The 23,105-nt window shown below is 64.3% G+C and carries 18 protein-coding genes; 3 read left to right on the top strand and 15 right to left on the bottom strand.

The window, feature by feature from the left end; translation table 11 throughout:
* Positions 1 to 148: 148 nt before the first annotated feature.
* Positions 149 to 1,054 (top strand): 50S ribosomal protein L11 methyltransferase, encoded by a 906-nt coding sequence (locus tag JQ628_RS27545; protein WP_212227572.1) that lies wholly within the window; start codon positions 149 to 151, stop codon positions 1,052 to 1,054.
* On the opposite strand, the gene JQ628_RS27540 is transcribed toward JQ628_RS27545, so the two are convergent.
* Positions 1,051 to 1,230, bottom strand: a complete 180-nt coding sequence (locus tag JQ628_RS27540) for a hypothetical protein (protein ID WP_212227570.1) — start codon at positions 1,228 to 1,230, stop codon at positions 1,051 to 1,053. The genes JQ628_RS27545 and JQ628_RS27540 overlap by 4 nt on opposite strands.
* Before the next feature lie 189 nt (positions 1,231 to 1,419).
* On the opposite strand from JQ628_RS27540, the gene JQ628_RS27535 reads away from it, so the two are divergent.
* Positions 1,420 to 3,249, top strand: a complete 1,830-nt coding sequence (locus JQ628_RS27535) for an aminopeptidase P family protein (RefSeq protein WP_212227568.1) — start codon at positions 1,420 to 1,422, stop codon at positions 3,247 to 3,249.
* 242 nt (positions 3,250 to 3,491) lie between these two features.
* Positions 3,492 to 4,775 (top strand): multidrug effflux MFS transporter, encoded by a 1,284-nt coding sequence (locus JQ628_RS27530; RefSeq protein ID WP_212227566.1) that lies wholly within the window; start codon positions 3,492 to 3,494, stop codon positions 4,773 to 4,775.
* Positions 4,776 to 4,897: 122 nt separating this feature from the next.
* Here the strand turns inward: JQ628_RS27530 and JQ628_RS27525 are convergent, their stop codons facing one another.
* The 14 genes from JQ628_RS27525 to ftsW all read right to left on the bottom strand — a co-directional run bounded on the left by JQ628_RS27525 (position 4,898) and on the right by ftsW (position 22,750).
* Entirely contained in the window at positions 4,898 to 5,215 is a 318-nt protein-coding gene (locus JQ628_RS27525) for an EthD family reductase (RefSeq protein ID WP_212227564.1), read from the bottom strand.
* An 80-nt stretch (positions 5,216 to 5,295) separates the two neighbouring features.
* Positions 5,296 to 5,634 (bottom strand): antibiotic biosynthesis monooxygenase family protein, encoded by a 339-nt coding sequence (locus JQ628_RS27520; RefSeq protein WP_212227556.1) that lies wholly within the window; start codon positions 5,632 to 5,634, stop codon positions 5,296 to 5,298.
* Between the two features lie 122 nt (positions 5,635 to 5,756).
* A complete protein-coding gene (gene ligA / locus JQ628_RS27515; protein ID WP_212227554.1) occupies positions 5,757 to 7,904 on the bottom strand; it encodes an NAD-dependent DNA ligase LigA in 2,148 nt (715 codons plus the stop codon).
* 172 nt (positions 7,905 to 8,076) lie between these two features.
* Positions 8,077 to 9,747, bottom strand: coding sequence for a DNA repair protein RecN (gene recN / locus JQ628_RS27510; protein WP_212227545.1), 1,671 nt, complete (start codon positions 9,745 to 9,747; stop codon positions 8,077 to 8,079).
* Positions 9,748 to 9,760: 13 nt separating this feature from the next.
* Positions 9,761 to 10,678: an outer membrane protein assembly factor BamD gene (locus tag JQ628_RS27505; RefSeq protein ID WP_212227543.1), complete on the bottom strand. Its 918-nt coding sequence runs from the start codon at positions 10,676 to 10,678 to the stop codon at positions 9,761 to 9,763.
* Positions 10,679 to 10,915: 237 nt separating this feature from the next.
* Complete coding sequence (lpxC, locus tag JQ628_RS27500) at positions 10,916 to 11,875, bottom strand: UDP-3-O-acyl-N-acetylglucosamine deacetylase (protein WP_212227541.1); 960 nt, start codon at positions 11,873 to 11,875, stop codon at positions 10,916 to 10,918.
* A 356-nt stretch (positions 11,876 to 12,231) separates the two neighbouring features.
* Positions 12,232 to 14,040, bottom strand: a complete 1,809-nt coding sequence (ftsZ, locus tag JQ628_RS27495) for a cell division protein FtsZ (protein ID WP_212227539.1) — start codon at positions 14,038 to 14,040, stop codon at positions 12,232 to 12,234.
* Positions 14,041 to 14,123: 83 nt separating this feature from the next.
* Positions 14,124 to 15,440: a cell division protein FtsA gene (gene ftsA, locus JQ628_RS27490; RefSeq protein ID WP_212227537.1), complete on the bottom strand. Its 1,317-nt coding sequence runs from the start codon at positions 15,438 to 15,440 to the stop codon at positions 14,124 to 14,126.
* The gene (locus JQ628_RS27485; protein ID WP_212227535.1) at positions 15,437 to 16,414 is read right to left on the bottom strand and encodes a cell division protein FtsQ/DivIB; all 978 of its coding nucleotides are present in this window, start codon (positions 16,412 to 16,414) and stop codon (positions 15,437 to 15,439) included. The genes ftsA and JQ628_RS27485 overlap by 4 nt, the downstream gene beginning before the upstream one ends.
* A 323-nt stretch (positions 16,415 to 16,737) precedes the next feature.
* Positions 16,738 to 17,724 carry a D-alanine--D-alanine ligase family protein gene (locus tag JQ628_RS27480; protein ID WP_212227533.1) on the bottom strand — a complete coding sequence of 329 codons (987 nt, stop codon included), beginning with the start codon at positions 17,722 to 17,724 and terminating at the stop codon, positions 16,738 to 16,740.
* Positions 17,725 to 17,832: 108 nt separating this feature from the next.
* A complete protein-coding gene (murB, locus tag JQ628_RS27475) occupies positions 17,833 to 18,801 on the bottom strand; it encodes a UDP-N-acetylmuramate dehydrogenase (protein WP_212227531.1) in 969 nt (322 codons plus the stop codon).
* Positions 18,759 to 20,162, bottom strand: a complete 1,404-nt coding sequence (murC, locus tag JQ628_RS27470) for a UDP-N-acetylmuramate--L-alanine ligase (protein ID WP_212227816.1) — start codon at positions 20,160 to 20,162, stop codon at positions 18,759 to 18,761. The genes murB and murC overlap by 43 nt, the downstream gene beginning before the upstream one ends.
* A gap of 215 nt (positions 20,163 to 20,377) precedes the next feature.
* Entirely contained in the window at positions 20,378 to 21,478 is a 1,101-nt protein-coding gene (murG, locus tag JQ628_RS27465) for an undecaprenyldiphospho-muramoylpentapeptide beta-N-acetylglucosaminyltransferase (protein WP_212227529.1), read from the bottom strand.
* 120 nt (positions 21,479 to 21,598) lie between these two features.
* Positions 21,599 to 22,750 carry a putative lipid II flippase FtsW gene (gene ftsW, locus JQ628_RS27460; protein ID WP_212227526.1) on the bottom strand — a complete coding sequence of 384 codons (1,152 nt, stop codon included), beginning with the start codon at positions 22,748 to 22,750 and terminating at the stop codon, positions 21,599 to 21,601.
* Between the last annotated feature and the right edge of the window lie 355 nt (positions 22,751 to 23,105).

Raw genomic sequence — 23,105 nt, 5'->3', positions numbered from 1 at the left:
CGGTGGACAGCCCTGTGGAAAACCTGTTGAAGACTGCGGGACTACGGTCCCTATAGCTGTTGAAGAGATGGCCGCAAGGCTGTGGAGAATCCCGGTATATCCCGTGTAGAGCATTGTTCGGAATCCTTGCATTGAACGTTGAGAAGCTGTGACGACTTCCGCCCTCACCCCCGCCACCCACCGCGCCAGCTTTGCCATCGGCGATGAAGCCGCGGCCAAGCGGGTGGTCGACACGCTGACCGAAATCTTCTTCGAGGATCAGGCCGCCTTCGCGGCGTTCGAGCGGCCGGACGGGCGCTGGGATGTTACCGTGCATTTTGCCGAGGCGCCGGATCAGGCGCTGGTGCGCGAACTCGTCGGCAATGCTGCCGGCGAGGAGATTGCGAAAGCCGTCGCCTTCGACACCGTCGAGGCCAAGGATTGGGTGAAGGCCAGCCTCGAAGACCTCGTGCCCGTCCCGGCCGGGCGGTTCATCGTGCACGGCCAGCACGACCGCGAACGCGTGCCGGCGAACAAACTCGCCATCGAGATCGAGGCGGCGCTGGCGTTCGGCACTGGCCATCACGGCACGACGCGCGGCTGCCTTTTACTGCTCGATCATGTGCTGAAGGCTTATCGGCCGCGGCGCGTGCTCGATCTCGGCACCGGCACGGGGGTGCTGGCGATTGCGGCCGCCAAGGCGCTGAAGAACGGCGTGTTGGCCAGCGACATCGATCCGCCTTCGGTGCAGGTCGCGCGCGAGAACGCGCGGCTCAATGAGACCGGGCATCTGATCGAGATGATCCGCGCCACCGGCTTTTCGGCCCCGCAATTCGCGCGGCGCGGACCATTCGACCTTGTCTTGGCAAACATCCTCGCCAATCCGCTGCGGCAATTGGCCGAGCCGATGGCACGGCATCTGGCGCCGTCGGCGCTGGTCATCCTGTCGGGTCTATTGAACCATCAGGCGCCGGCCGTCATCGCGGCCTATCGGGCCCGCGGGCTGGTGCCCCTGAAACATCTGCGGATCGAAGGCTGGAGCAGCCTGCTGTTGCGTAAGACGGGCCGCTTCTAGCTGGTCTTGCGAACGACGATCGCGCCCTTCTTCACCTTTTGGGCGCGCTTGACCCGGGCTTCGGCAAACCGGTCCAGCATCTGGATGATCACGCCGCGCTGCTTCTTGTTGGCGACCGGCGGAATCGGCTCCTGGCGCACCGGCGGCGTAATTTTTTCAAACGTGAAAGCGGGCATTGTGTATCCCCTCGTCGTTGAGTTGAGACACCCCTTGAAGTCTCCCGGTCATCCTCAGAACGATTTGCTCCGCGAACCGTTCTGGCTTGTCTAGCGCAAGCTTCATATTTCAAGCACAAGTCATGCCAAATGAAGGGAAATTTGGGCCGCATTGCGGACGCCTCTCTTCAAACCTAGAATGAACGCGCAATGTTCGAAGCCCATTTCCAGACATTCGAAGAACCCGAAGGCGGGGTGGCGCTGACCGCGCGGCTGGCCATGTTCCGCGAGGAGCTGGCGCGCCGGAAACTGACGGGATTCGTGGTCCCCCGCGCCGATCAGCAGCAAAATGAATATGTCGCCCCTTCCGAGGAGCGGCTGGCCTGGCTGACCGGCTTCACCGGCTCGGCCGGGATGGCGATCGTGCTGACCAAGGCAGCCGCGGTGTTCGTCGACGGCCGCTATACGCTCCAGGCGGGCAAGCAGGTCGACCGAAAGGCCTGGCAGGTCGAGCCGCTGGTCGAGCCGCCGCCGGAACACTGGCTGTCAAAACACCTTGCGGCCGGTGACCGCCTAGGTTTTGACCCATGGCTGCACACTTCTTCGGCAGCCGAGCGGCTGGCCGCCGCCTGCGCCAAGGCCGGCGCCGAACTGGTGCCGGTCGAGAGCAACCCCGTCGATTCGATCTGGCATGAGCGCCCCCTGCCGCCGCTGGGGCCGGTTTCCATCCACGGCCCGCAATTTTCCGGCGAGATCGAGGCCGAAAAGCTGAGGCGCATCCGGCTCGAGATCGACAAGCTCGGCGTCGATGCGCTGGTGCTGTCGGACTCGCATGCGGTGGCCTGGACCTTCAATATCCGCGGCGCCGATGTCTCGCATACGCCGCTGCCGCTGTCCTACGCGCTGGTGCCGAAGGATGGCCGCCCAACCGTCTTCATCGACCATCGCAAGCTTTCCAACAGCTCGCGCGATCATCTCGAACAATCGGCCGATGTCGAGGAGCCGGACGCGCTGACGCCGAAACTGACTGAACTGGCGCGCAGCGGCGCCGCGATCGCGCTCGACAATGCCACGGCAGCGGATGCGCTCAGCCGGCTGATCACAGGCGCCGGCGGCAAGCCGGTGCGCGGCAGCGATCCGGTGAGCCTGTTGAAGGCGGTGAAGAACATCACCGAGATCGAGGGCACCCGCACCGCGCATCAGCGCGACGCGGTGGCGCTGACCAGATTCCTGGCCTGGATCGACCGCGAGGCGCCCTCGGGCCACTTGACCGAGATCGACACCGTCGAGGCGCTGGAAACCTTCCGCCGCCAGACCGGCGCCCTGAAGGATGTGTCATTCCCGACCATCGCCGGCACCGGGCCGAACGGCGCCATCGTGCATTACCGCGTCACCCGCAAGAGCAACCGGCGCATCGTGCCCGGCGATCTCCTCTTGATCGATTCCGGCGCGCAATATGAGGACGGCACCACCGACGTCACCCGCACCATCGCGATCGGCAAGCCCACCGAAGAGATGCGCGATCGCTTTACCCGCGTGCTGCGCGGGCATATGGCGATCGCGCGCGCGGTCTTCCCCGACGGCACCACCGGCGCGCAGCTCGACTCGCTGGCGCGGCAATTTTTGTGGCAGGCCGGACTCGATTTCGAGCACGGCACCGGCCATGGCGTCGGCAGCTATCTTTCCGTGCATGAGGGCCCGGCGCGGATCTCGAAGCTCGGCACCACGCCGCTGAAGCGCGGCATGATCCTTTCCAACGAGCCGGGCTATTACAAGACCGACGCCTACGGCATCCGGATCGAGAATCTGGAGCTGGTTGTTGGCACCGATGTGGCCGGCGCGGAAAAGCCGGTCAACGCCTTCGAGGCGCTGACGCTGGCGCCGATCGATCGCCGCCTGATCGATGTGACGATGCTGAGCGAGGCGGAGCTGAAATGGCTCAACGATTATCACGCCCGCGTCAACCGCACGGTTCGTCCGCATCTCGACGATAACGCGACGAAGCTTTGGCTGGATGAGGCGACGGCGGCGTTGAAGTAATCCTCCGCTGTCGTCCCGGCGAAAGCCGGGACCCATACGCCGCGGCGGAATTTGTCTTGCACCGCTCGTAGCCGGCTTTCCCTCGGCAACGACGGCCTGTGGTTATGGGTCCCGGCTTTCGCCGGGACGACGGCGATGGCATTGCCTGGCTTCCCACAACCAGCATAGCCGCATTCCGAAACACCCGTATCCGCCCGACGCCATCCCGCTAGAGTCGATTCACCAAACTGGATCAGACCTCAATGCATGGTGCGATGGGCAAGCCGCCCGGCGCGGCAACGGACAAGCATGGCCTGGCGCAATCGCGCCTCATGCTGCTGATGCTCGTCCTGATGACCGGCGTGGCGCCGATCTCGCTGTACATGCTGGTGCCGGCGCTGCCGGTGCTGGCCGAAACCTTCCAGAGCGACATCTCGGTCGCGCAGATGACAGTGTCGCTCTACATGGTCGGCATCGCCTGCTCGCAGCTCGTGATGGGGCCGCTGTCGGACAAGTTCGGCCGCCGCCCGGTGCTGCTGGCGGGCCTGACGCTGATGGTGGCGGCGAGCATCGGCTGCTCGCTGGCGCACACGCTGCCGCAGCTTATCGCCGCGCGATTCCTACAGGCGCTCGGCGGCGCCAGCGGCATGGTGATCAGCCGCGCCATCATCCGCGATCTCTATCCCCGCGAACGCGTCGGGGCCATGTTCAGCCTGGTCATCGCCGTCATGATGGTGGCGCAGATGCTGAGCGCGCTGGCCGGCGGCCTGCTCGAAATCACCTTCGGCTGGCGTGCGATCTTCTATTTCATCACCGCCGCCTCGCTCGGCGTCGCAGTGCTGATCGCGATCGCGCTGCCGGAGACGCGCGGCGAACGCAGCGAAAGCAACAGCTTTCGCGGCGATGTCGGCTCGCTGCTGAGGAGCCGCGCCTTCATCGGCTATGTGCTGTGCCAGAGCCTGGCCTCGCAGATCATCTTCACCTTTGCCGGCGGCGGGCCCTACATCGTCGTGACCCAAATGGGACGCACGACGGCCGAATACGGCGCATGGTTCGCGACAACCGGCTTTGCTTACCTGGTCGGCAATATCTTCTGCGTGCGCTTCGCGCCGCATCACTCGCTGGCAAGGCTGATCTGGTTCGGGCTGGCGCTACAACTCGGCGGCAGCCTGCTCAATCTGGTCTGGAGCTTTGCCGGCATCAACCAGGCACCCGGCTGGCTGTTCGGCACCCAGATGATCGTGATGGTCGGCAACGCCTTCGTGATGGCCAATGCCTTTGCCGGCGCCGTCAGCGTCCGCCCGGAAGCCGCCGGCACGGCCTCCGGCGCGATGGGATTCATGCAGCAGGGCGTCGGCGCGCTGGTCTCGCAGTTCGGCGCCTATCTCGGTGGCCATTCCACCACCACGCTGCCGCTGACAGCCGCGGTCTTCGCGCTGTCGATCGCCTGCGCTTCGGCGATGTTTTTTCTGGTGCCGCGGCGGGACGCAGTGGTGAGCGAGAAATTGATCGAGAAGGCGGAGGAGGAAGAAAGCGGAATGATGTGAGAGAGCTTGAGGTTTGCAATAGTCATTGCGAGGAGCGCAGCGACGAAGCAATCCAGCTTTCTTGTTGCGGCGAAGGAAGCTGGATTGCTTCGCTTCGCTCGCAATGACGGAGGGGAGAGCCCCTACTTCTCCACCACGACTTCGCTGATCTGCATGACCGGCGCGATGTCGGTGTAGTTCTTGATGTCGCCCATGATCTCCTTCGCATGCGGCCCGAACCCGGCCTGGAACGCGTCAACGGAGTCGGCGAAGATATGACACATGCCGACATAGGTCGCGGGAGCGCCCGGTGCGCCGCCGGCAAGCCCCTTGTCGATGGTGTAGTACTTGCAGGCATCGCCCATGCGGGCCTTCACCAGCGGCATGTGCTTGTTCTTGTAGTAGTCATGGTCGAACCGCGCGCCATCCTTGTTGGGGTACATCACGCTTACCTTGATCATCGCTTCCTCCCGGTTTGAACTTAAGTTGTCGTTGTCGTCCGACACTGTGCTTCAATAGCACGAAGCGTTCAACTCTGATGTCAGATCACGTCGCCAGCGGTGTTCCCGTGTGCCGTCCGGATATTGAGGATTTGCACCCGCTCCGGCAGCTCAATCAAGAACTCCTTGTCTCGCGGCAGATGATGGATGCGGGTCGGATCGCCGCCGGTGAACCGCGACATCGCCTCGACGCTTTCCCAGTAGGAGATCGTGATGAACTCGCTCTCATTGTCACGATCCTCGCGCAGGCTTTGCACCCCCATCGCCTTCTCGATCAACGGCGTGATCCCGACCTCGTTCAGATAGACCTCGTATTCATCGGCGCGCCGGCGCTCGACGCGGCCGCGCCAGATGCGTGCAATGGTGGGACGAGCGGTCATCGTTTCTCCTCACATGCGGTTTGATCGGGCAACAACGCCCAAATGGAGAATCCGAGGCGGGCCGGAAACCGCATTGCTGCCATTGGTCGCAGGCAAATCCTGGGATGCCGGCAGGGCGAATCTCACCCCCCGATCAGCTTCAGCCACTCATCTTCGGTGAGCACGGTGACGCCGTGCTTCTTGGCGTCCGCCAGCTTGGAGCCAGCGCCCGGCCCGGCGATGAGATAGTCAGTCTTCTTCGACACCGAACTCGCCGCCTTGGCTCCAAGACGTTCCGCATTGGCTTTGGCCTCATCCCGCGTCATCTTCTCCAGCGAGCCTGAAAAAACGACGGTCTTTCCTGAGATCGCTGAATTTTTCTTCGGCTTCTCGGCATCGATGATCGTGACTTCACGGGTCAACCGCTCGACGATGTCCTTGTTGTGGCTCTCGCCGAAATAGGCGGCGACGCTCTGGATCACGGTATCGCCGATCTGGTCGAGCGCATCCATTTCCGCGATCGCCTCCTCGTCGCCCTTGGCGACCTTGAGGCTCGCCTCATGGAATGCATCCCATGAGCCGTAGCCGCGCGCCAGCGCCAGCGCCGTGGTCTCGCCGACATGGCGCATGCCGAGCGCATAGATGAAGCGCTCCAGTGCGATGTTGCGCCGGCTCTCGATCGCGCCAAACAGGTTGCGGACAGACGTTTCGCCGTAGCCCTCGATCTCCTCAAGTTTCAGTTTGTTGTTGCGCTTCTGGAGCGTGAAGATATCGGCGGGGTCTTTCACCCATCCTTCATCGACGAAATACTGAAGCTGTTTTTCGCCGAGGCCGTCGATGTCGAAGGCGCGGCGAGAGACGAACAGTTTCAGATGCTCGATCTTCTGGAACGGACAGGCGAACTCGCCGGTGCAGCGGGCGCGCGACCCCTCTTCGCCCGTCGCGGTCTCCTCGCGCACCACATCGGTGTGCAGCGGGCACGGGCATTTCTTCGGGAAGTGATATTCCTTCGCACCCTTCGGGCGCTTGTCGATGACGACGTCGACGACCTGCGGGATCACGTCGCCGGCGCGCTGGATCACGACGGTGTCGCCGATCCTGATATCGCGGCCCTCGCGCAGCTCTTCGCCCTTGTTGCCGACGCCCCTGATGTAATCCTCATTGTGCAGCGTAACGTTCTGCACGATGACGCCGCCGACGCCGACCGGCTCCAGCTTGCCGACCGGCGTGAAGGAGCCGGTGCGCCCGACCTGGATCTCGATGTCGCGCAACACGGTCATAGCGCGTTCGGCCGGAAACTTGTGCGCGATGCCCCAGCGCGGCGTGCGCGAGACGAAGCCCAGCCGCTCCTGCCAGTCGATGCGGTCGACCTTGTAGACGACGCCGTCGATGTCGTAGTCGAGGTGCGAGCGCTGCTCCTCGATCTTGCGGTGGAAGGCGATCAGCTCGTCCGTGGAGTGGCACAGTTTTGTCAGCGGATTGGTCTTGAAGCCGCAGCGCTCGAACCAGTGAATCATGCCGGTTTGCGTCGCTTCCGGCATCGCGCTCATCTCGCCCCAGGCATAGGCAAAGAAGCCGAGCGGGCGCGAGGCGGTGATGGTCGGGTCCTTCTGGCGCAGCGAGCCGGCCGCCGAGTTACGGGGATTGGCGAAGATCGTGTCGCCCGCGGCCTTCTGGCGTTCGTTCAGCGCAAGAAAGGCCTTCTTGGTCATGTAGACTTCGCCGCGCACCTCGCAGATATCGGGAATGTTGCGGCCCTTCAGCGTCTGCGGCACGTCTTCCAGCGTGCGGATGTTGGCGGTGACGTCCTCGCCCTCCGCGCCGTCGCCGCGGGTTGCCGCCGTGACCAGTTCGCCGCCCTCATAGCGCAGCGACATCGACAGGCCATCGATCTTCGGCTCGGCGGAAAAATCGATCTTGTTGTCCGGCAGTTTCAGGAACCGCTCGATGCGGCCGACGAAGTCGAGCACGTCCTGTTCGGCAAAGGCGTTGTCGAGCGAGAGCATCGGCAGCGAATGGCGGACCTTCCTGAAACGCCCCGACGGCGCGGCGCCGATTTTTTGCGACGGCGATTCGGAGGTGACGAATTCGGGAAAGCGCTTTTCAATGGCGTTGAAGCGCTGGCGCAGCGCATCGTATTCGGCATCGGAAATGCTGGGTGCATCTTCCTGGTAGTAGCGCTTGTCGTGGCCTTCGAGCTCCAGCGCAAGGCGCATGTGCTCGACCTTGGCCTGAGGCTTGGTGAGTTTGGCGACGTCGGGAAGCGCTTTTGATTTTGCGGACCTGGCCATGGACGTTGAATACGATGAAGTCGATCCGGAGAAAAGATGGGCAGTCCGGGTGTTCCCCGGGCGCCGCGCAAAGTGATGCGCGGCAGAGCCGGAGTCCATCGCTTCTGCGAGGTGGGTCCCGGCTCTGCGGAGAGCGCCCAAGAGCGCTGCACCGCGTCCGGGATACGAGAAGCTAACTCGCCGCCCTTAGCAGGCGTTCCGCGGCCGCCCTCGCCTCGGCGGTGATCTCGGCGCCGGCCAGCATGCGCGCGATTTCCTCGCGACGGTGGTCGGCGGCGAGTGCGTTGACGCGGGTGGCGACGCGCTTGCCCTTGTCGAGCGCGTCCTTGGAAATCAGGAGATGCGTGCCGGCGCGGGCGGCGACCTGCGGCGCGTGCGTCACCGCCATCACCTGCACCTTGCCGGCAAGGCGCGAAAGGCGCGTGCCGATGGCGTCCGCCACCGCGCCACCGACGCCGGTGTCGATTTCGTCGAAAACGAGCGTCGGCGCCGAGCCGCGGTCGGCGAGGACAACTTTCAAGGCCAGCAGGAAGCGCGACAGCTCGCCGCCGGAAGCGACCTTCATCAGCGGTCCCGGCCGCGTGCCCGGATTGGTCTGCACCCAGAACTCGATGCGGTCGATGCCCTGCTGCCCGGGTGAGGTTTCGTCGGCTTCAAGTTGCGTGGTGAAGGTGGCGCGTTCGAGCTTCAGCGGCGGCAATTCAGCATTCACAGCCTTATCGAGCTTCGTCGCGGCTTTTGAGCGCGCCGCCGACAGCTTCGCAGCGGCCGCTGCATAGCGCTTGTCGGCCTCCGCTGCGGCAGCCTCCAGTTTCTTCAATTGTTCGGCGCCGGCATCGATCAGCGCGACATCGGAGGCATATTGCGTCGCGAGCGCCGCCAGCCTGTCGACCGGCGTCGAATATTTTCGCGAGGCCGCGCGCAGTGCGAACAGCCGCTCCTCGATCTGCTCCAGCTCCGCCGGGTCGAAATCGGTCGCGCGAAGCGCGGCGTTGAGATACTGGTCGGCCTCTTCCAGCGCGTTGATCGCGGCGTCGATCGCCTTCACGGCCGGCTCGACCAACGCCGGTGAGTTGGCGGCACGGCGCTCCAGGCGGCGCACGGCGGCTGAGAGCGCCGGCACCGGGGAATGCGCGCCGCCGATCGCCTCCTGCGCCTCGCGCAGATCGGTTGCGATCTTTTCACCCTGCATCATGGTGGTACGGCGCTCCGCGAGCGCGGTCTCCTCGCCGTCCTTTGGCGCTAGCTTTTTCAATTCATCGGAGGCATGGCGCAGATAATCCGCCTCGCGCGCCGCCCGTTCCATGCCGGCGCGGTGCTCCTCCAGCGCAGCGGTGGCGGTGCGCCGCGATTCCCAGAGCAGCTCGAGCGCGGCGACCTCCTTTTCCAGCCCGCCGAACGCATCGAGCAGCCGCCGGTGCGTGGAAGCATCCACCAGAGCACGCTCGTCATGCTGGCCGTGGATTTCGACCAGCGCCGAACCGACCGCCTTCAGCGTCTGCACGCTGATTGCCTGATCGTTGATGAAAGCGCGGGTGCGGCCGTCGGCAAGCTGAACGCGGCGCAGGATCATTTCACCGGTGTCTTCGAGGCCGTTGTCGGAAAGAATCGCCGCAGCCGGATGGCCCTTGGGCACATCGAATACCGCGGTCACCTGCCCCTGTTCGGCGCCATTGCGCACCAAGCCGGAATCGCCGCGGCCGCCGAGCGCCAGCGCGAACGCATCGAGCAGGATGGATTTGCCCGCACCGGTTTCGCCGGTCAGCACCGCAAGTCCACGGGAGAATTCGATATCGAGCCGTTCGATCAGGACGATGTCACGGATCGACAGACGCGCCAGCATGCGAAGATGATTCCTAACCGCGACTCGAGCCCAGGGAACCGAGACCGATCTTCTGAAAGGCCCTGGAAATATAGGAGCCCTTGTTCTCGCTCGGCTCGAGACCGCCGGACTTTACAAGATTATAGGCGTCCTTGTACCAGCGGCTGTCAGGAAAATTGTGGCCAAGCACGGCTGCCGCCGTCTGCGCCTCGCCGACGATGCCGATCGCCATATAGGACTCGGTCAGGCGGTACAGCGCCTCCTCGACATGGCGCGTGGTCTGATACTGCGTCACCACGGTCTTGAAGCGGTTGATCGCGGGGGTGAAGTCGCGCTTTTCCAGGTAGTAGCGGCCGACATTCATCTCGCGGCCGGCGAGCTGGTCGCGCGCGCCCTCGAGCTTGGCCTTGGCGGCGTTGGCGTATTCCGAGGTCGGATATTTGCGAATCACCTCTTCCAGCGAGTTGATCGCCTTCTCGGTGCGACCCTGGTCGCGCGTGGTATCCGGGATCTGGTCGTAATGCGAAGCCGCGATCAGGTATTGCGCGTAGGCCGCATCGGGGCTGCCGGGATGCAGCGTGACGTAGCGGGTGGCCGCGCCAATGCAGCTGTCGTAGTCGCCGGCCTGATAGAAGGAATAGGCCGACATCAGCAGCGATTTGCGGGCCCAGTCGGAATAGGGATGCTGACGATCGACCTCCTCGAACTTCTTCGAGGCCGCCTTCATGTCCTTGCGCTGGTTCATCAGGTACAAGCCCTCATTGTAGAGCTTGTCCGCGGGCTCCTCGACGAAGGTCTCGTCCTTCTGGGTGAACTTGTCCCACAACGAGCCGGAGCTGCATCCGCCCATGGGGACGGCAAGCACGATCAGACCGGCAGCCAGCCGCAGCGGCCGCCGAAACCCGGAGAGGCGAGCCTGATATTTACGAAGCGCCATACGCTGTGCCGACATGAAATTAAGACCTGACGCCTGTGATGCGGTGCCCACGCCATGACCCCGTCATGGTCGCAATGATCGCCCTGTCCGTAGCGCTCTTAACCCGCGCGACCGCGAGCCCGTTCTAACCGAAAAAGCTTACCTCACCAACCGAATAGGAAGCCAATCCGCCCGGATTAAGGCGGCCAGTCACGATCGTTACCGGTTGTGGTTACTAGGGAAAATGGCTCCAGGCAGCGCGATATCGCGCTTTCAGGACACGTCCGGACCGTAAGCGGGCGCGATCATGCCGGCGACCATCCCGCTGCCCGCCTCGACGGGAACGCGGCCACGGCGTACCGCCTCTCCCTCGACCACACGCCAGGCGCTGCGGTCGGAGATCAGCGCGGTGAGCACCGAGTGGTTGAGCTTGTGGCCGCCGCGCACCGAGCGGAAGCTGCCAAGCAGCGGCAGGCCGGCCAGCGCCAGATCGCCGATGACGTCCAACACCTTGTGGCGGGCGCATTCATCGGCGTAGCGCAGGCCCTCGGTGTTGAGCAGGCGCTCGTCATCGAACACCACGGTATTCTCGAAGGAGGAGCCGAGCGCGAAGCCGGCGCTGGAGAGGCGCGCAAACTCGTTCAGGAAGCCGAAGGTGCGGGCGCGGCTGACCTCGCGACGGAAGCGCTCAGGGCTGAGCTCCAGCGCATAGCGCTGCTTGCCGATGACGGGATTGACGAAATCGATCTCGACCTCGGCGCGGAAGCCACCGGCATAGGGCCGGAACTCGCCGAAGGAGTCGCCGACTGCAACGCGCACAGGCTTCAAAACCTGGATAAAGCGGCGAAGCGCCGGCTGGCTCACGATACCGGCCTGATCGATTGCCGCGACGAAGGCCGCCGCACTGCCGTCCATGATCGGAACTTCGGGGCCATCGATTTCGATGGTGGCATTGTCGACGCCCATGCCGCGCAGGGCCGCCAGCACATGTTCCGCCGTGGAAACCAGCGGTCCGTCGCTATCGCCGAGGACAGTTGCAAATTCGGTCGCAATCACCGATTCGACCGTCGCCTGGACCTCACGGTCAGCGCCCTCAAGTCCGGTGCGGACAAAAATAAAACCTGCATCGACAGGTGCAGGTCCCACCGTAAGGCTGACCGGCTGGCCGGAATGCACACCAACGCCCGTCACGGTGGCTTGCGACCGAAGCGTAGATTGACGGTTGAATTTCATCGGAACTGCCCACTACCCGACTTAACTCAAAGATGGAACTGGCCAAACCCCGAAACGGCCGATTCGCTCTTCAAGCATCCCCAAGTCGAGGCAAACCATAGTCACTGCCCCAAAGCGCGCCAACTCACGCTTTTTTACCGATTGTTACCCCATCTGTGCCGCATTCGTGCCAAGTCTTAACCAAATTGCGGCAATGCCGAAGCCCTCTCCGGCGTACTTATTTGAGCACGGAATGAATAATTAATCATTTAGAATCAGACGGTTGCGTCACCGGCCGCGGCTGAGCCCGACGCCCAAGAAAAAGGCCCCGGCGGGTCCAGCCGGGGCCTTATTCCGTCCGCGGATTGTAACAAAAGTCAGTTGGCCTGACGGCGCAGGAAGGCGGGGATATCAAGATGGTCGTCGCCCTGTGGCGCCGGCGCAACAGGTGCCGGGCGGCCATGGACGTCCAATCCCTGCGGCGCAGGCCGACGGGCATATTCCGATACCGGCTCATTGGCCGCCATTTGCTGGGCCACCGTGCGGGCCGGCTTGCGTTCGGGCAGCGGCGGCAGCGGGGCCATCGCCGGACCGGAAGCCCGCGCCGCGATCGGCGGCTCGGTTTCCTCATCGCGGCGGCCGAGGCCGACATTGGCGAGGCGCTGGAGCAGCGACAGCTTCTTGTGAGGCGGTTCCTCCTCCGCCGATTCGCCACGGGCTTGGCGAATCTCGGCCTGGGCCGGCATCGGCAGGTCCTCGAACTTCGGCATGCGCGGGGCGCGGGACGGCGGACGCTCCGCAGCCTGCGGGATGAAGGTTTCGGCCGGCGGGGCCTCGGCGGTTTCGACCCGGGTGGTTTCCTTGGGATCCGGGAACAGCGACGGCTTTTGCGCGATCGGGCGGACGGTGACGTCGCCATAGGAGGCCGGCTGCAAGGGAGCGGCGGGCGCCGGCGCTTCAGGGGCAACGGCGGCAGCAATTGCCGCCAGCGCCGCGCGCTCGACCGTGTTCGGCGCGCGCTGAGGTGCCGGCGCGGCGGCGGGTGCAGCGGCAGATTGCGCCGGGGCGGCTTCGAGCTTCTGGGCGCGCTCGGCGAGACGGGCGTTGTCAGCACGCAGCCGGGCGGTCAGGTCGGCCAGACGATTCTCCGGCGACGGAGCGGCGGGCGCCGGTGCAGGCGCCGCTGCGGTCGCGGCCCCGCTCAGCGAGCGGGCAACGGCGGCCTGCTCGATGCCGGTGGCGACGACGGAGACGCGAATCACGCCGTCGAGACTTTCGTCGAAAGTGGCGCCGACGATGATATTGGCGTCCTGATCGACCTCTTCGCGAATCCGCGTTGCGGCTTCGTCGACCTCGAACAGCGTCAGATCCTTGCCGCCGGTGATCGAGATCAAGAGGCCGCGCGCACCCTTCATCGAGGAATCGTCGATCAGCGGGTTGGCGATCGCGGCTTCCGCCGCGGTCAGCGCGCGCTTCTCGCCGGTGGCTTCGCCGGTGCCCATCATCGCCTTGCCCATCTCACGCATCACGGCGCGGACGTCGGCGAAGTCGAGATTGATCAGGCCTTCCTTCACCATCAGGTCGGTGATGCAGGCAACGCCCGAATAGAGCACCTGGTCAGCCATCGCGAAAGCGTCGGCGAAGGTGGTCTTCTCGTTGGCGACCCGGAACAGGTTCTGGTTTGGGATGATCAGCAGCGTGTCGACCACCTTGTGCAGCTCGGAGATGCCGGATTCCGCAGTGCGCATGCGGCGCTGGCCCTCGAAGTGGAAGGGCTTGGTCACCACGCCGACGGTGAGGATGTTCATGTCGCGCGCGGCCTTGGCGATCACGGGGGCTGCGCCGGTGCCGGTGCCGCCGCCCATGCCGGCGGTGACGAACACCATGTTGGCGCCGGAGAGATGGTCGCGGATCTCGTCGATCACCTCTTCCGCGGCGGCCGCACCGACATCCGGCTGCGAGCCTGCGCCGAGGCCCTGGGTGACCTGCGTGCCCATCTGGATGATCCGCTGCGACTTCGACATCGTCAGCGCCTGCGCGTCGGTGTTGGCGACGACGAAGTCGACGCCCTGCAACCCGGCGGTGATCATGTTGTTGACGGCGTTGCCGCCCGCTCCGCCGACGCCGAAGACGGTAATCCGCGGTTTCAGCTCGCTGATGTCAGGAGGAGTGATGTTGAGTGCCATGGTTGCCTCTCGTAGCTACGCGCGCGTTGGTTCGCCGGGGCCGGCGGCCGCGGGATTTGGTGAAATAAATTGAACATCGGTCATCAGAAGCCCTCGCGAAGCCATCGTCCGACCTTTCCGAAGTAACCGTCAGTCCCTGTCTTGATCTGCCGCGTATGCCGCGGTTCGACATGTTCGAGATGAGCGTATTGCGGATAGACCAAGAGTCCCGTCGGCACGGCGAAGGAGGCGCTCTTGGCTTCGTTGGGCAACCGGCCGAAGCCGAGCGGGCGGCCGATGCGCACCGGCCGGTTCAGGATGCGGGTGGCGAGTTCGGGAAAACCGGTCAGTTGCGCAGCCCCACCGCTCAGGACGACTCGCGCCCTCGGTTCCGCTGCAAAGGGGGAATCCGCCAAGCGGTCCCTCACCATCTCAAAAATCTCCTCGGCACGATGCCGGACGATATTCGCGATCGTGGCGCGGGATACGATCTGCGGAGCGTCCCGTTCTTCACCCGCAGTCGGTACAGACATCAACTCGCGCGCGTCAGACCCGCCGGTCAGCACCGTGCCATATAACGTCTTGATTCGCTCGGCATCTGCAATGCAGGCCGAGATTCCACGGGCCAAATCCATCGTGATGTGTTGCCCGCCTACCGCAAAACCACTGGCATGGACAAAGCGTCCACCCGAATAAGTCGCAATCGTGGTCGAGCCCGCCCCCATTTCGACCACAGCGGCGCCAAGATCGGCCTCGTCATCGGTCAAAACCGAAAGCCCTGCGACATAAGGACTCGCCGCCATGGCCTCGACGTTGAGATGGCAGCGCTCGACCACCAGCATCAGGTTGCGCGCCACCGCGGCATCCGACGTGACGACGTGCATGTCGATACCGAACTGCCGGGCCACCATGCCCCGCGGGTCGCGAACGCCTTTCACGCCATCGACGGAATAGCCGACCGGCAGCGCATGCAGCACGGTGCGGCCCTCGCCGGTGGCGTGGCGCATGCCGGTCGAGGTCACCCGGGTGACGTCGGCTGCTGTGACCGAGCCGCCCCTGATGTCGGCGGCGGCTTCAACGAGCTGGCCCTGAAGGCGGCCGCCCGCCACCGACAGCAAAACGGATTCGACGCGAACCTTCGCCATCTTCTCGGCCAGCGCGACGGCCTGGCGAACCGCCTGCTCGCATTCGGCAAGGTCGACCACCGCGCCGGCCTTCATGCCGCGCGACTGGATCTGGCTGTAGCCGATCAGCTCGACGGCATGGGTTCGGCCGCGCAGTGCCTCGTTGGGCGGGCAAGGCTTGAGCCGCGCGATCATGCAGGCGATCTTGCTGGTGCCGATGTCGAGCGAAGCCACCAGCGCGGTGCGCTTGGGCATCGGCCGCGTCTTCGGGGTCTGGGTGCGATCGAGGCCGCTCATGCTGAGTCACCGGCCTTTTTCTTCTTCTTGTCCTTGAACAGCTCTTCGCGCGCCTTGGCGGCGTCCTCGGACAATTGCACCGTCAACCGGTCCGGCAGGCGCATGTCGATCGCGACGATGTCGCGCGAGAACAGCCTGTCTTCCTTGTCCAGCTTGCTGAGGGCGGCGAGCGCGTTGCCGACGTCGTTCTCCGGCAGGCGGATATCGAGGCCGTCCTTCAGCCGCAGATTCCAGCGCCGCTCGCCGACGAAGATCGCGGCTTTCGTCACCGAGTGCACCTGCGGATAGCGCGCCAGCAGCGCGAGGAAATCGCGAGCGCGGGTCTCGGCGCCCTTGCCGACCACCAGCGGCAGCGTGACGAAGCGGCGCGATACATAGGGCTCCAGCACCGCGCCGTCGTCGGCAATCACCGCGAGCCGGCCGCCCTGCTGCCACAGCGCAAATGCCGTGCGCTCCACGATGTCGATCTGGAGATGGCCGGGATAGAATTTCAGCACCGTGGCGTCCGCAATCCACGGATTGGCCTTCAGCTTGTCGCGCACCGCGACGGCATCGAGGAACAGCAGCGACGAGCGGCCGCTGATGCCGCCGATGCCGAGCACCTCGTCCTGGCTCAACTGCTTGCGGCCGTTGATGGCGACCGAGGCGATTCGGAAGCCGGCCGAATTGGCGAACGCGTTGCGGGTATCGCTGAGGAACGCCGAAAATTCCTCGATATGACCGCCCTTGACCACGCCGAGACCGGCGCTGCCGAGCAGGATCAGGACGGTGGCGGTGAGGCCGAAACGGCGCGGCAGATGGCGCTCGATCCAGGCGACGATGCGATTCGGCGCCTCACGCTCGATGGTGTTTTTCTTCACGCGCGAGGTGCGCAGGCCCAGATACTCGCGCAGCAGCACGACCGCGCCAATGGCGGCCGCCTTCAGGTCAGCTTGGGGCCTCAGCGATCGGGCGAGGCGTCCGGCACCATCCATGGCACGAACTCGTCAAATGTTGCCCGCAACGTCTTGCGGGTTCTGGCACAAATGACGTCTCGGTCATGCCGGGCTGAAGAATGGCCTCACGCAGATGAAGCTTCCCCTCGATGCGGTCGCTAGAGGCGGAAATCCGCAACAGCTCACGCCCCGGCAGCCCAAACACCACATGCGCCGCCAGCGTTAACCTTCGGTCTTCGAGGTAAACAAAAGGTAAATCGGTTAGGTGCAGACGCCGATTTGATGCGTTGTGTGAGGGGTTTGCCGCATTAACGTCGCGTTCCGTGGAACCCGCAGGGCTGCGGGTCCGGTGCGGGCTTCCGCTATTTCTGCGTGCGCTTGACGGCCAGCGCGATCTGGTCGTGCAGGAAATCGGTAAATTCGATGCCCTGGGCCTTCAGCATCTTTGGAATGAGCGAGGCTTTGGTCAGGCCCGGCAGGGTGTTGGTTTCCAGATAAATCGGCCCCTTCTCTGAAATGATGAAGTCCGACCGCGTATAGCCGGAGCATGACAGCGCGCGATGCGCCTTCACGGCGAGGTCCTGCAATTGCGCCGTCACTTCCGGCGTGAAGCGGCCGGGGCAAATCTCCTGCGTCGACTTCAAAAGATATTTTGCGGTGTAGTCAAACCGCCCTTCGGCCGCGACGATCTCGATCGGCGGCAGCGAAAACATCTTGCCGTCCGACTGCTCCAGCACGCCGCAGGTCGCCTCGGTGCCTGAGATGAAGGGCTCGATCAGATATTCTTCCGTCTTCGCCGCATTGCGGACGGCGACGAGGTCCTGCTTGGCGACGACGTAGATCAGGCCGTAGCTCGATCCGTCCTTGACCGGCTTTGCGATCAGCTTGCCGTATTCCGCAAACGCTTCATCCAGATTGTCGAGATCGATGCCCGATGGCGATGCCACGCCGCCGATGGCGGCAAAGCGTTTGGCCGCGGACTTGTCGAACGCAAGATGCGAAGAAGCAGCACCCGATCCGGTGAAAGGGATGCCGCGGATCTCGCACATCACCTGCAACTCGCCATTCTCCGCCCTGCCCCCGTGCAGTCCGAGCACGAGCACGCGGCTCTCAGCCTTGGCGCGATCGAGCGCCTGCGCCAGCGGCACACCGCGGCTTTCCGGCTTGAACTCATCTTCGAATGGACGCTGATGTCCGAGCAGTGCTGCCTGCTTCACCTCATGCACGGTGTCAGCGATGTCCCAGAACCAGAGGTCGGCGTCCGGCAGCGCCTCGCACAGCGCTTGCGCCGAGGCGACGGAGACCAGCCGCTCCTTGTTGGTGCCGCCGAAGAAGATGGTATTGCGCATCAAATAGCTCGCTTTCGTCATTCCGGGATGGTCCGAAGGACCAGACCCGGAATCCATCGCTCAACAACCTCGAGATTCCGGGTTCGCGCTGCGCGCGCCCCGGAATGACTACAATGGAATCCCGATCCGCTTGATCTCCCAGTGTAGCTCGATTCCGGAATTTGCTTTAACTCGCTCGCGCACGGTTTCACCCAGCGTTTCAATATCATGCCCGGTAGCATTGCCGGTGTTGATCAAAAAGTTGCAGTGCATTTCCGACACCTGCGCGCCGCCGACGCGCAGGCCCCGGCAGCCGGCGGCATCGATCAGTTTCCAGGCGCTGTTGCCGGGCGGATTCTTGAAGGTCGAGCCGCCGGTCTTTTCGCGAATCGGTTGAGCGGTTTCGCGGTGAGTCTGCACCTCGTTCATCCGCGCGCGAATGGCTTCAGGCGATTTGATCGCGCCGCGAAACCGCGCCGAGGTGAAGATGATGGAAGGATCGACGCCGGAATTGCGATAGACGAATTTCATGTCGGTATTGGTGAAGGCATGCTTCGTGCCGTCGCGGCCGATGCCGGTCGCCTCGATGAGCACATCCTTGGTCTCGCTGCCATTGGCGCCCGCATTCATCCGCAGCGCGCCGCCGATGGTGCCGGGAATGCCGAAGAAGAATTCCAGCCCACCGATGTTCGCTGCCGCCGCCGTCTCCGCCACCCGCTTGTCGAGCGCGGCAGCACCGGCGCTGACGACGTCGCCATCGGCCGTCGCCTCGCCGAACGCACGTGGCGCAAGGCGGATCACCACGCCAGGCATGCCGCCATCGCGCACGATCAGATTGGAGCCGACGCCGACGACGTAGACCGAAAGCTCCTTCGGAAGGTGCTTTAAGAAATCGGCGAGATCGTCTTCATCCGCCGGCGTGAACAGCACTTGCGCCGGACCGCCGACGCGAAACCAGGTCAGTTCCGCCAGCGACTGGTTTGCCAGCAGCCGCCCGCGCAGTTGCGGCATGGCGGCCTTGAGGTCCGGAGTGATATCGGGAAATGTCGGCACGCTCACCCCAATGCCTTCAGTTCGCCGGGCAGCGCGTAGGCCCATTGCGTGATGTTGCCGGCGCCGAGGCAGACGACGAGGTCGCCGCTCTTCGCGAGATCGCGCACGATCCTGGCCAGCTCTCCGGCATTGGGCAACGGAACAACCTCGCGATGGCCATGGGCGCGCAGGCCGGCGACGAAATGATCGCGGTCGATGCCCGGGATCGGCGTCTCGCCCGCGGGATAGACGTCCGCGACCACGACCGCGTCGGCGTCGTTGAAGCAGGTGCAAAATTCCTCGAACAGCGATTGCAGCCGCGTATAACGATGCGGTTGCACCACGGCGATGATCCGGCCGTCGGTGGATTCCCGCCCTGCCCTCAGCACCGCTGATATCTCCACCGGATGGTGGCCATAATCGTCGATCACGGTGACGCCGTTCCATTCGCCGGTGCGGGTGAAGCGCCGCTTCACTCCGCCAAAACCTGCAAGCGCCTTGCGGATCACATCATCGGACACGCCGAGTTCGTGCGCTACCGCGATCGCCGCCGTCGCATTCGACGCATTGTGCCGTCCCGGCATCGGCAGCATGATGTCCGAAATCTCGCTGACAGCACCGCTCTTGCGGTCGCGGATCATAACCTTGAATTTCGAGCCGCCGCCCATCGGCACCAGATCCGTCAGTTGCACGTCAGCCTGCGGATTCTGGCCATAAGTGACGATGCGGCGATCCTCGACCTTGCCGACGAGGTTTTGGACCACCGGATGATCGGTGCACATCACGGCAAAGCCGTAGAACGGCACGCTCTCGACGAAATGGCGGAAGGCGTCCTGGATCGCCTCGAACGTCTTGAAGTGATCGAGATGTTCCGGGTCGATATTGGTGACGATGACGACATCGGACGGCAGTTTCAGGAACGTGCCGTCGCTCTCGTCGGCCTCCACCACCATCCAGTCGCCGGCGCCCATGCGGGCATTGGAACCATAGGCGTTGATGATGCCGCCATTGACCACGGTGGGGTCGAGACCGCCGGCATCGAGCAGCGTTGCGACCATCGTGGTGGTCGTGGTCTTGCCATGGGTGCCGGCAATGGCGACGCAGCTTTTCAGCCGCATCAACTCAGCCAGCATCTCAGCGCGGCGCACCACCGGAATGCGCTGCTCACGCGCTGCCGTCAGTTCCGGATTGTCGCGCTTGATGGCAGTCGAGACGACGACGACGGCGGCGCCCGCGATGTTCTCGGCCTTGTGGCCGACGCTGACCGCCACGCCATTCTTGCGCAGCCGATCGAGGTTGTAGCCGTCCGCAGCATCCGAGCCCTGCACGGTGTAGCCGAGATTGTTGAGGACTTCGGCGATGCCGCTCATGCCGATGCCGCCGATCCCGATGAAATGAATGGGTCCGATCTCGCGCGGCAGTCGCATGCTGAATTTACCTTCCGTCATGCCCGGGCTTGTCCCGGGCATCCACGTCTTCCGACCGACTTATGAAAGACGTGGATGGCCGGGACAAGCCCGGCCATGACGGCAGAACGATGAAAAACGCCGACTTTTCGTCATTCCGGGGCGCACGAAGTGCGAACCCGGAATCTCGAGATTCCGGGTTCGATGCTTCGCATCGCCCCGGAATGACGTAGGCGTCAGATTCCGGCGACTTTCGTTACCAGATCGGCCAGCCGCTCGGCGGCATCGAGCCGGCCGACTTTTCGCGCATTGGCGGCCATCGCGGTCAACCGTGCCGGCTCGGCGGCAAAGGCCGCGATTTCGCCGGCCAGCCAGTCCGGGGTGAATTCCGCCTGCCGGATCCGCACCGCGCCATTGGCCTGCGAGAGCACGCCGGCATTGGCGAACTGGTCCTGATCGATCGCGCCCGGCAGCGGCACCAGGATCGAGGGTCGGCCGATCGCGGCGAGCTCGGCAACGGTGCCCGCGCCGGAGCGCGAGATCACCAGATGGGTCGATGCCAACCGCGCCGGCAGATCCGAAAAGAACGGCGCGAGCTCGGCCTTGATCTTGAGCCGGTCATAGATCGCGCGCACGCGCGCCATGTCCTCTTCGCGTACCTGCTGCGTCAGCGCGAGGCGGCCCCACAGCGCGGAATCGAGCTTCTCGACCGCCGGCGGCACGATGTCGCTCATCACGCGCGCGCCCTGGCTGCCGCCGACGACCAGCAGCCGCAACTCGCCATTCGGCTCGGGCGAGGCGTAATTCACCGCGGCGGCTTCGAGGATCGCTGGCCGCATCGGCGTGCCGACGGTCGTTGCCTTGCCCGCCAGCGCAGGATCGCGGTCGAGCACGCCGGGCAGCGATGTCGCGATCGCATTGACGCGCGTCGACAGGAAACGATTGGCGCGGCCGAGCACCGCGTTGGCGTCGTGGATGATGCCGGGCACGCCGAGCAGTTTTGCGGCCATCAGCGGCGGCAGCGTCGGATAGCCGCCAAAACCGACCACGGCCGCGGGTTTCAGGCGGCGTACAAGGTTGAACGCGACCAGGCCGCCATAGCCGAGCATGACAGCGGTGCGCGCCAATGAAATTGGATTGCGGCTGCGCACGGTCTCGCTCGGCACCACGTCGATCATGTCGCGGGAAAACAATCCGCTGTAGCGCACCGCGCGCGAGTCGGTCGCCAGCCGCACGCGAAATCCGCGCTTGATCAATTCGACACCAAGCGCTTCGGCGGGAAACAGATGACCGCCGGTGCCGCCCGCGGCGAGGAGGATGAGGGGTTTTTCAGCCATGCCGACCAGCTTATACCCGTCATTGCGAGCGAAGCGAAGCAATCCATTTAACCGCACGGGGAAAGAATGGATTGCTTCGTCGCTTCGCTCCTCGCAATGACGAGGAGAGGCTGTCGAGCCTCACGCATACCCGCGCGCCGCCACGGCGTCGTTGCTCGACTCCACCTCGGTGCGCGGCCGCAGCCGGGTCAGCGCCAGCATCATGCCGACGCCGTAGGCGAGCGAGATGATGGAGGAGCCACCGTAGGAAATGAACGGCAGCGTCATGCCCTTGGCGGGGATGAGCTGCAAATTGACCGCCATGTTGATGGCGCCCTGCACGCCGAACAGGATCGCAAGGCCCGAGGCGGCAAAGCGCGCGAACATGTCCTCATTGGCATAAGCGCGGCTCAGCGTGCGGATCACGATGAAGGCATAGAGCGCCAACAGCATCAGGCACAGGATAATGCCGAATTCTTCCGCGGCCACCGCGAACACGAAATCGGTGTGGCTGTCCGGCAGGCTGCGCTTGGCGATGCCCTCGCCCGGCCCGAGCCCGAACCAGCCGCCGTTGGAAAAGGCTTCCATCGCCATGTCGACCTGAAAGGTGTCGCCGGAGGCCGGGTTCATGAAGCGTTTGATGCGGCCGGCGACATGCGGCACGAACAGATAGGCGCTGAACAGGCCGGCCGCGGCGGCGCCCGCCAGGCCCAGTACCCAGATCATCCGCATGCCGGCGATGAAGAACAGCGCGCCCCACACCATCAGGATCAGCATGGTCTGGCCGAAATCCGGCTCCATCACCAATAGCGCGACCAGCATCAGCAGCATGGTCAGCGCCATCGTGGTCGCGGGCATCTCGGGGCGCTTGGTGGATTCCGCAAACAGCCATGCCGCCATCACGACGAAGGCAGGCTTTGCCGATTCCGAGGCCTGGATATTGACGCCAATGATCGTGATCCAGCGCCGCGAGCCTTTTACCTCGGGTCCGAACAGCAGCGTCGCCACGATCAGGATGATACTGAGCACAAACACCAAGAGCGCCGCGCGGCGGATCTGCCGCGGCGGGAGGAAGGAGACGCCGATCAGCACGATCAGCGCCGGGGCCAGGAACATCACGTGCCGGCTGAAGAAGTGGAAGGGATCAAGTCCGATGCGAGTCGCCACCGGCGGGCTCGCCGCCAGCGACAGGATGACCCCGGTCAACATCAACGCGATGATCGCGGCCAAGAGCGGCTTGTCGACGGTCCACCACCATTCAGACAGCGGCGTGCGTTCTTCGCGGGAGATCATGGATGTCCCCAATGGGCAGAGGTCTGTCCCATTGGTGGAGGAGGATGGTTACCGGGGGGTTAATGAATTCGCGATGTTTGTTTCTATCCCGCCCCCCTTGTGGGCCGGGTGGCGCGAAGCGCTGGGCGGGGTTACGCGCACGGCAGTGCGCGAGAAATGGAATCGATCGGCGATGCTGCTTCGGGCTGGGTGAGGCAAAGTGCTTCGTTCGCGCACTGCCGTGCGCAACCCCCGCCCGGCGCTGCGCAACCGGCGACATAGGTAACAGTTTAGACCGGCGACATAGGTAACACAATTCGGGTTTCGTTCTGGTCTGTTGTTGTTGAGGCCGTGGACCCTGTGGGCAACGCGTGAG

The organism is Bradyrhizobium lablabi, assembly GCF_018129385.1.
Lineage (GTDB): Bacteria > Pseudomonadota > Alphaproteobacteria > Rhizobiales > Xanthobacteraceae > Bradyrhizobium > Bradyrhizobium lablabi_C.
The sequence above is the reverse complement of the archived record's forward strand: the minus strand, read 5'-3'. Positions and strand labels throughout refer to the sequence as shown.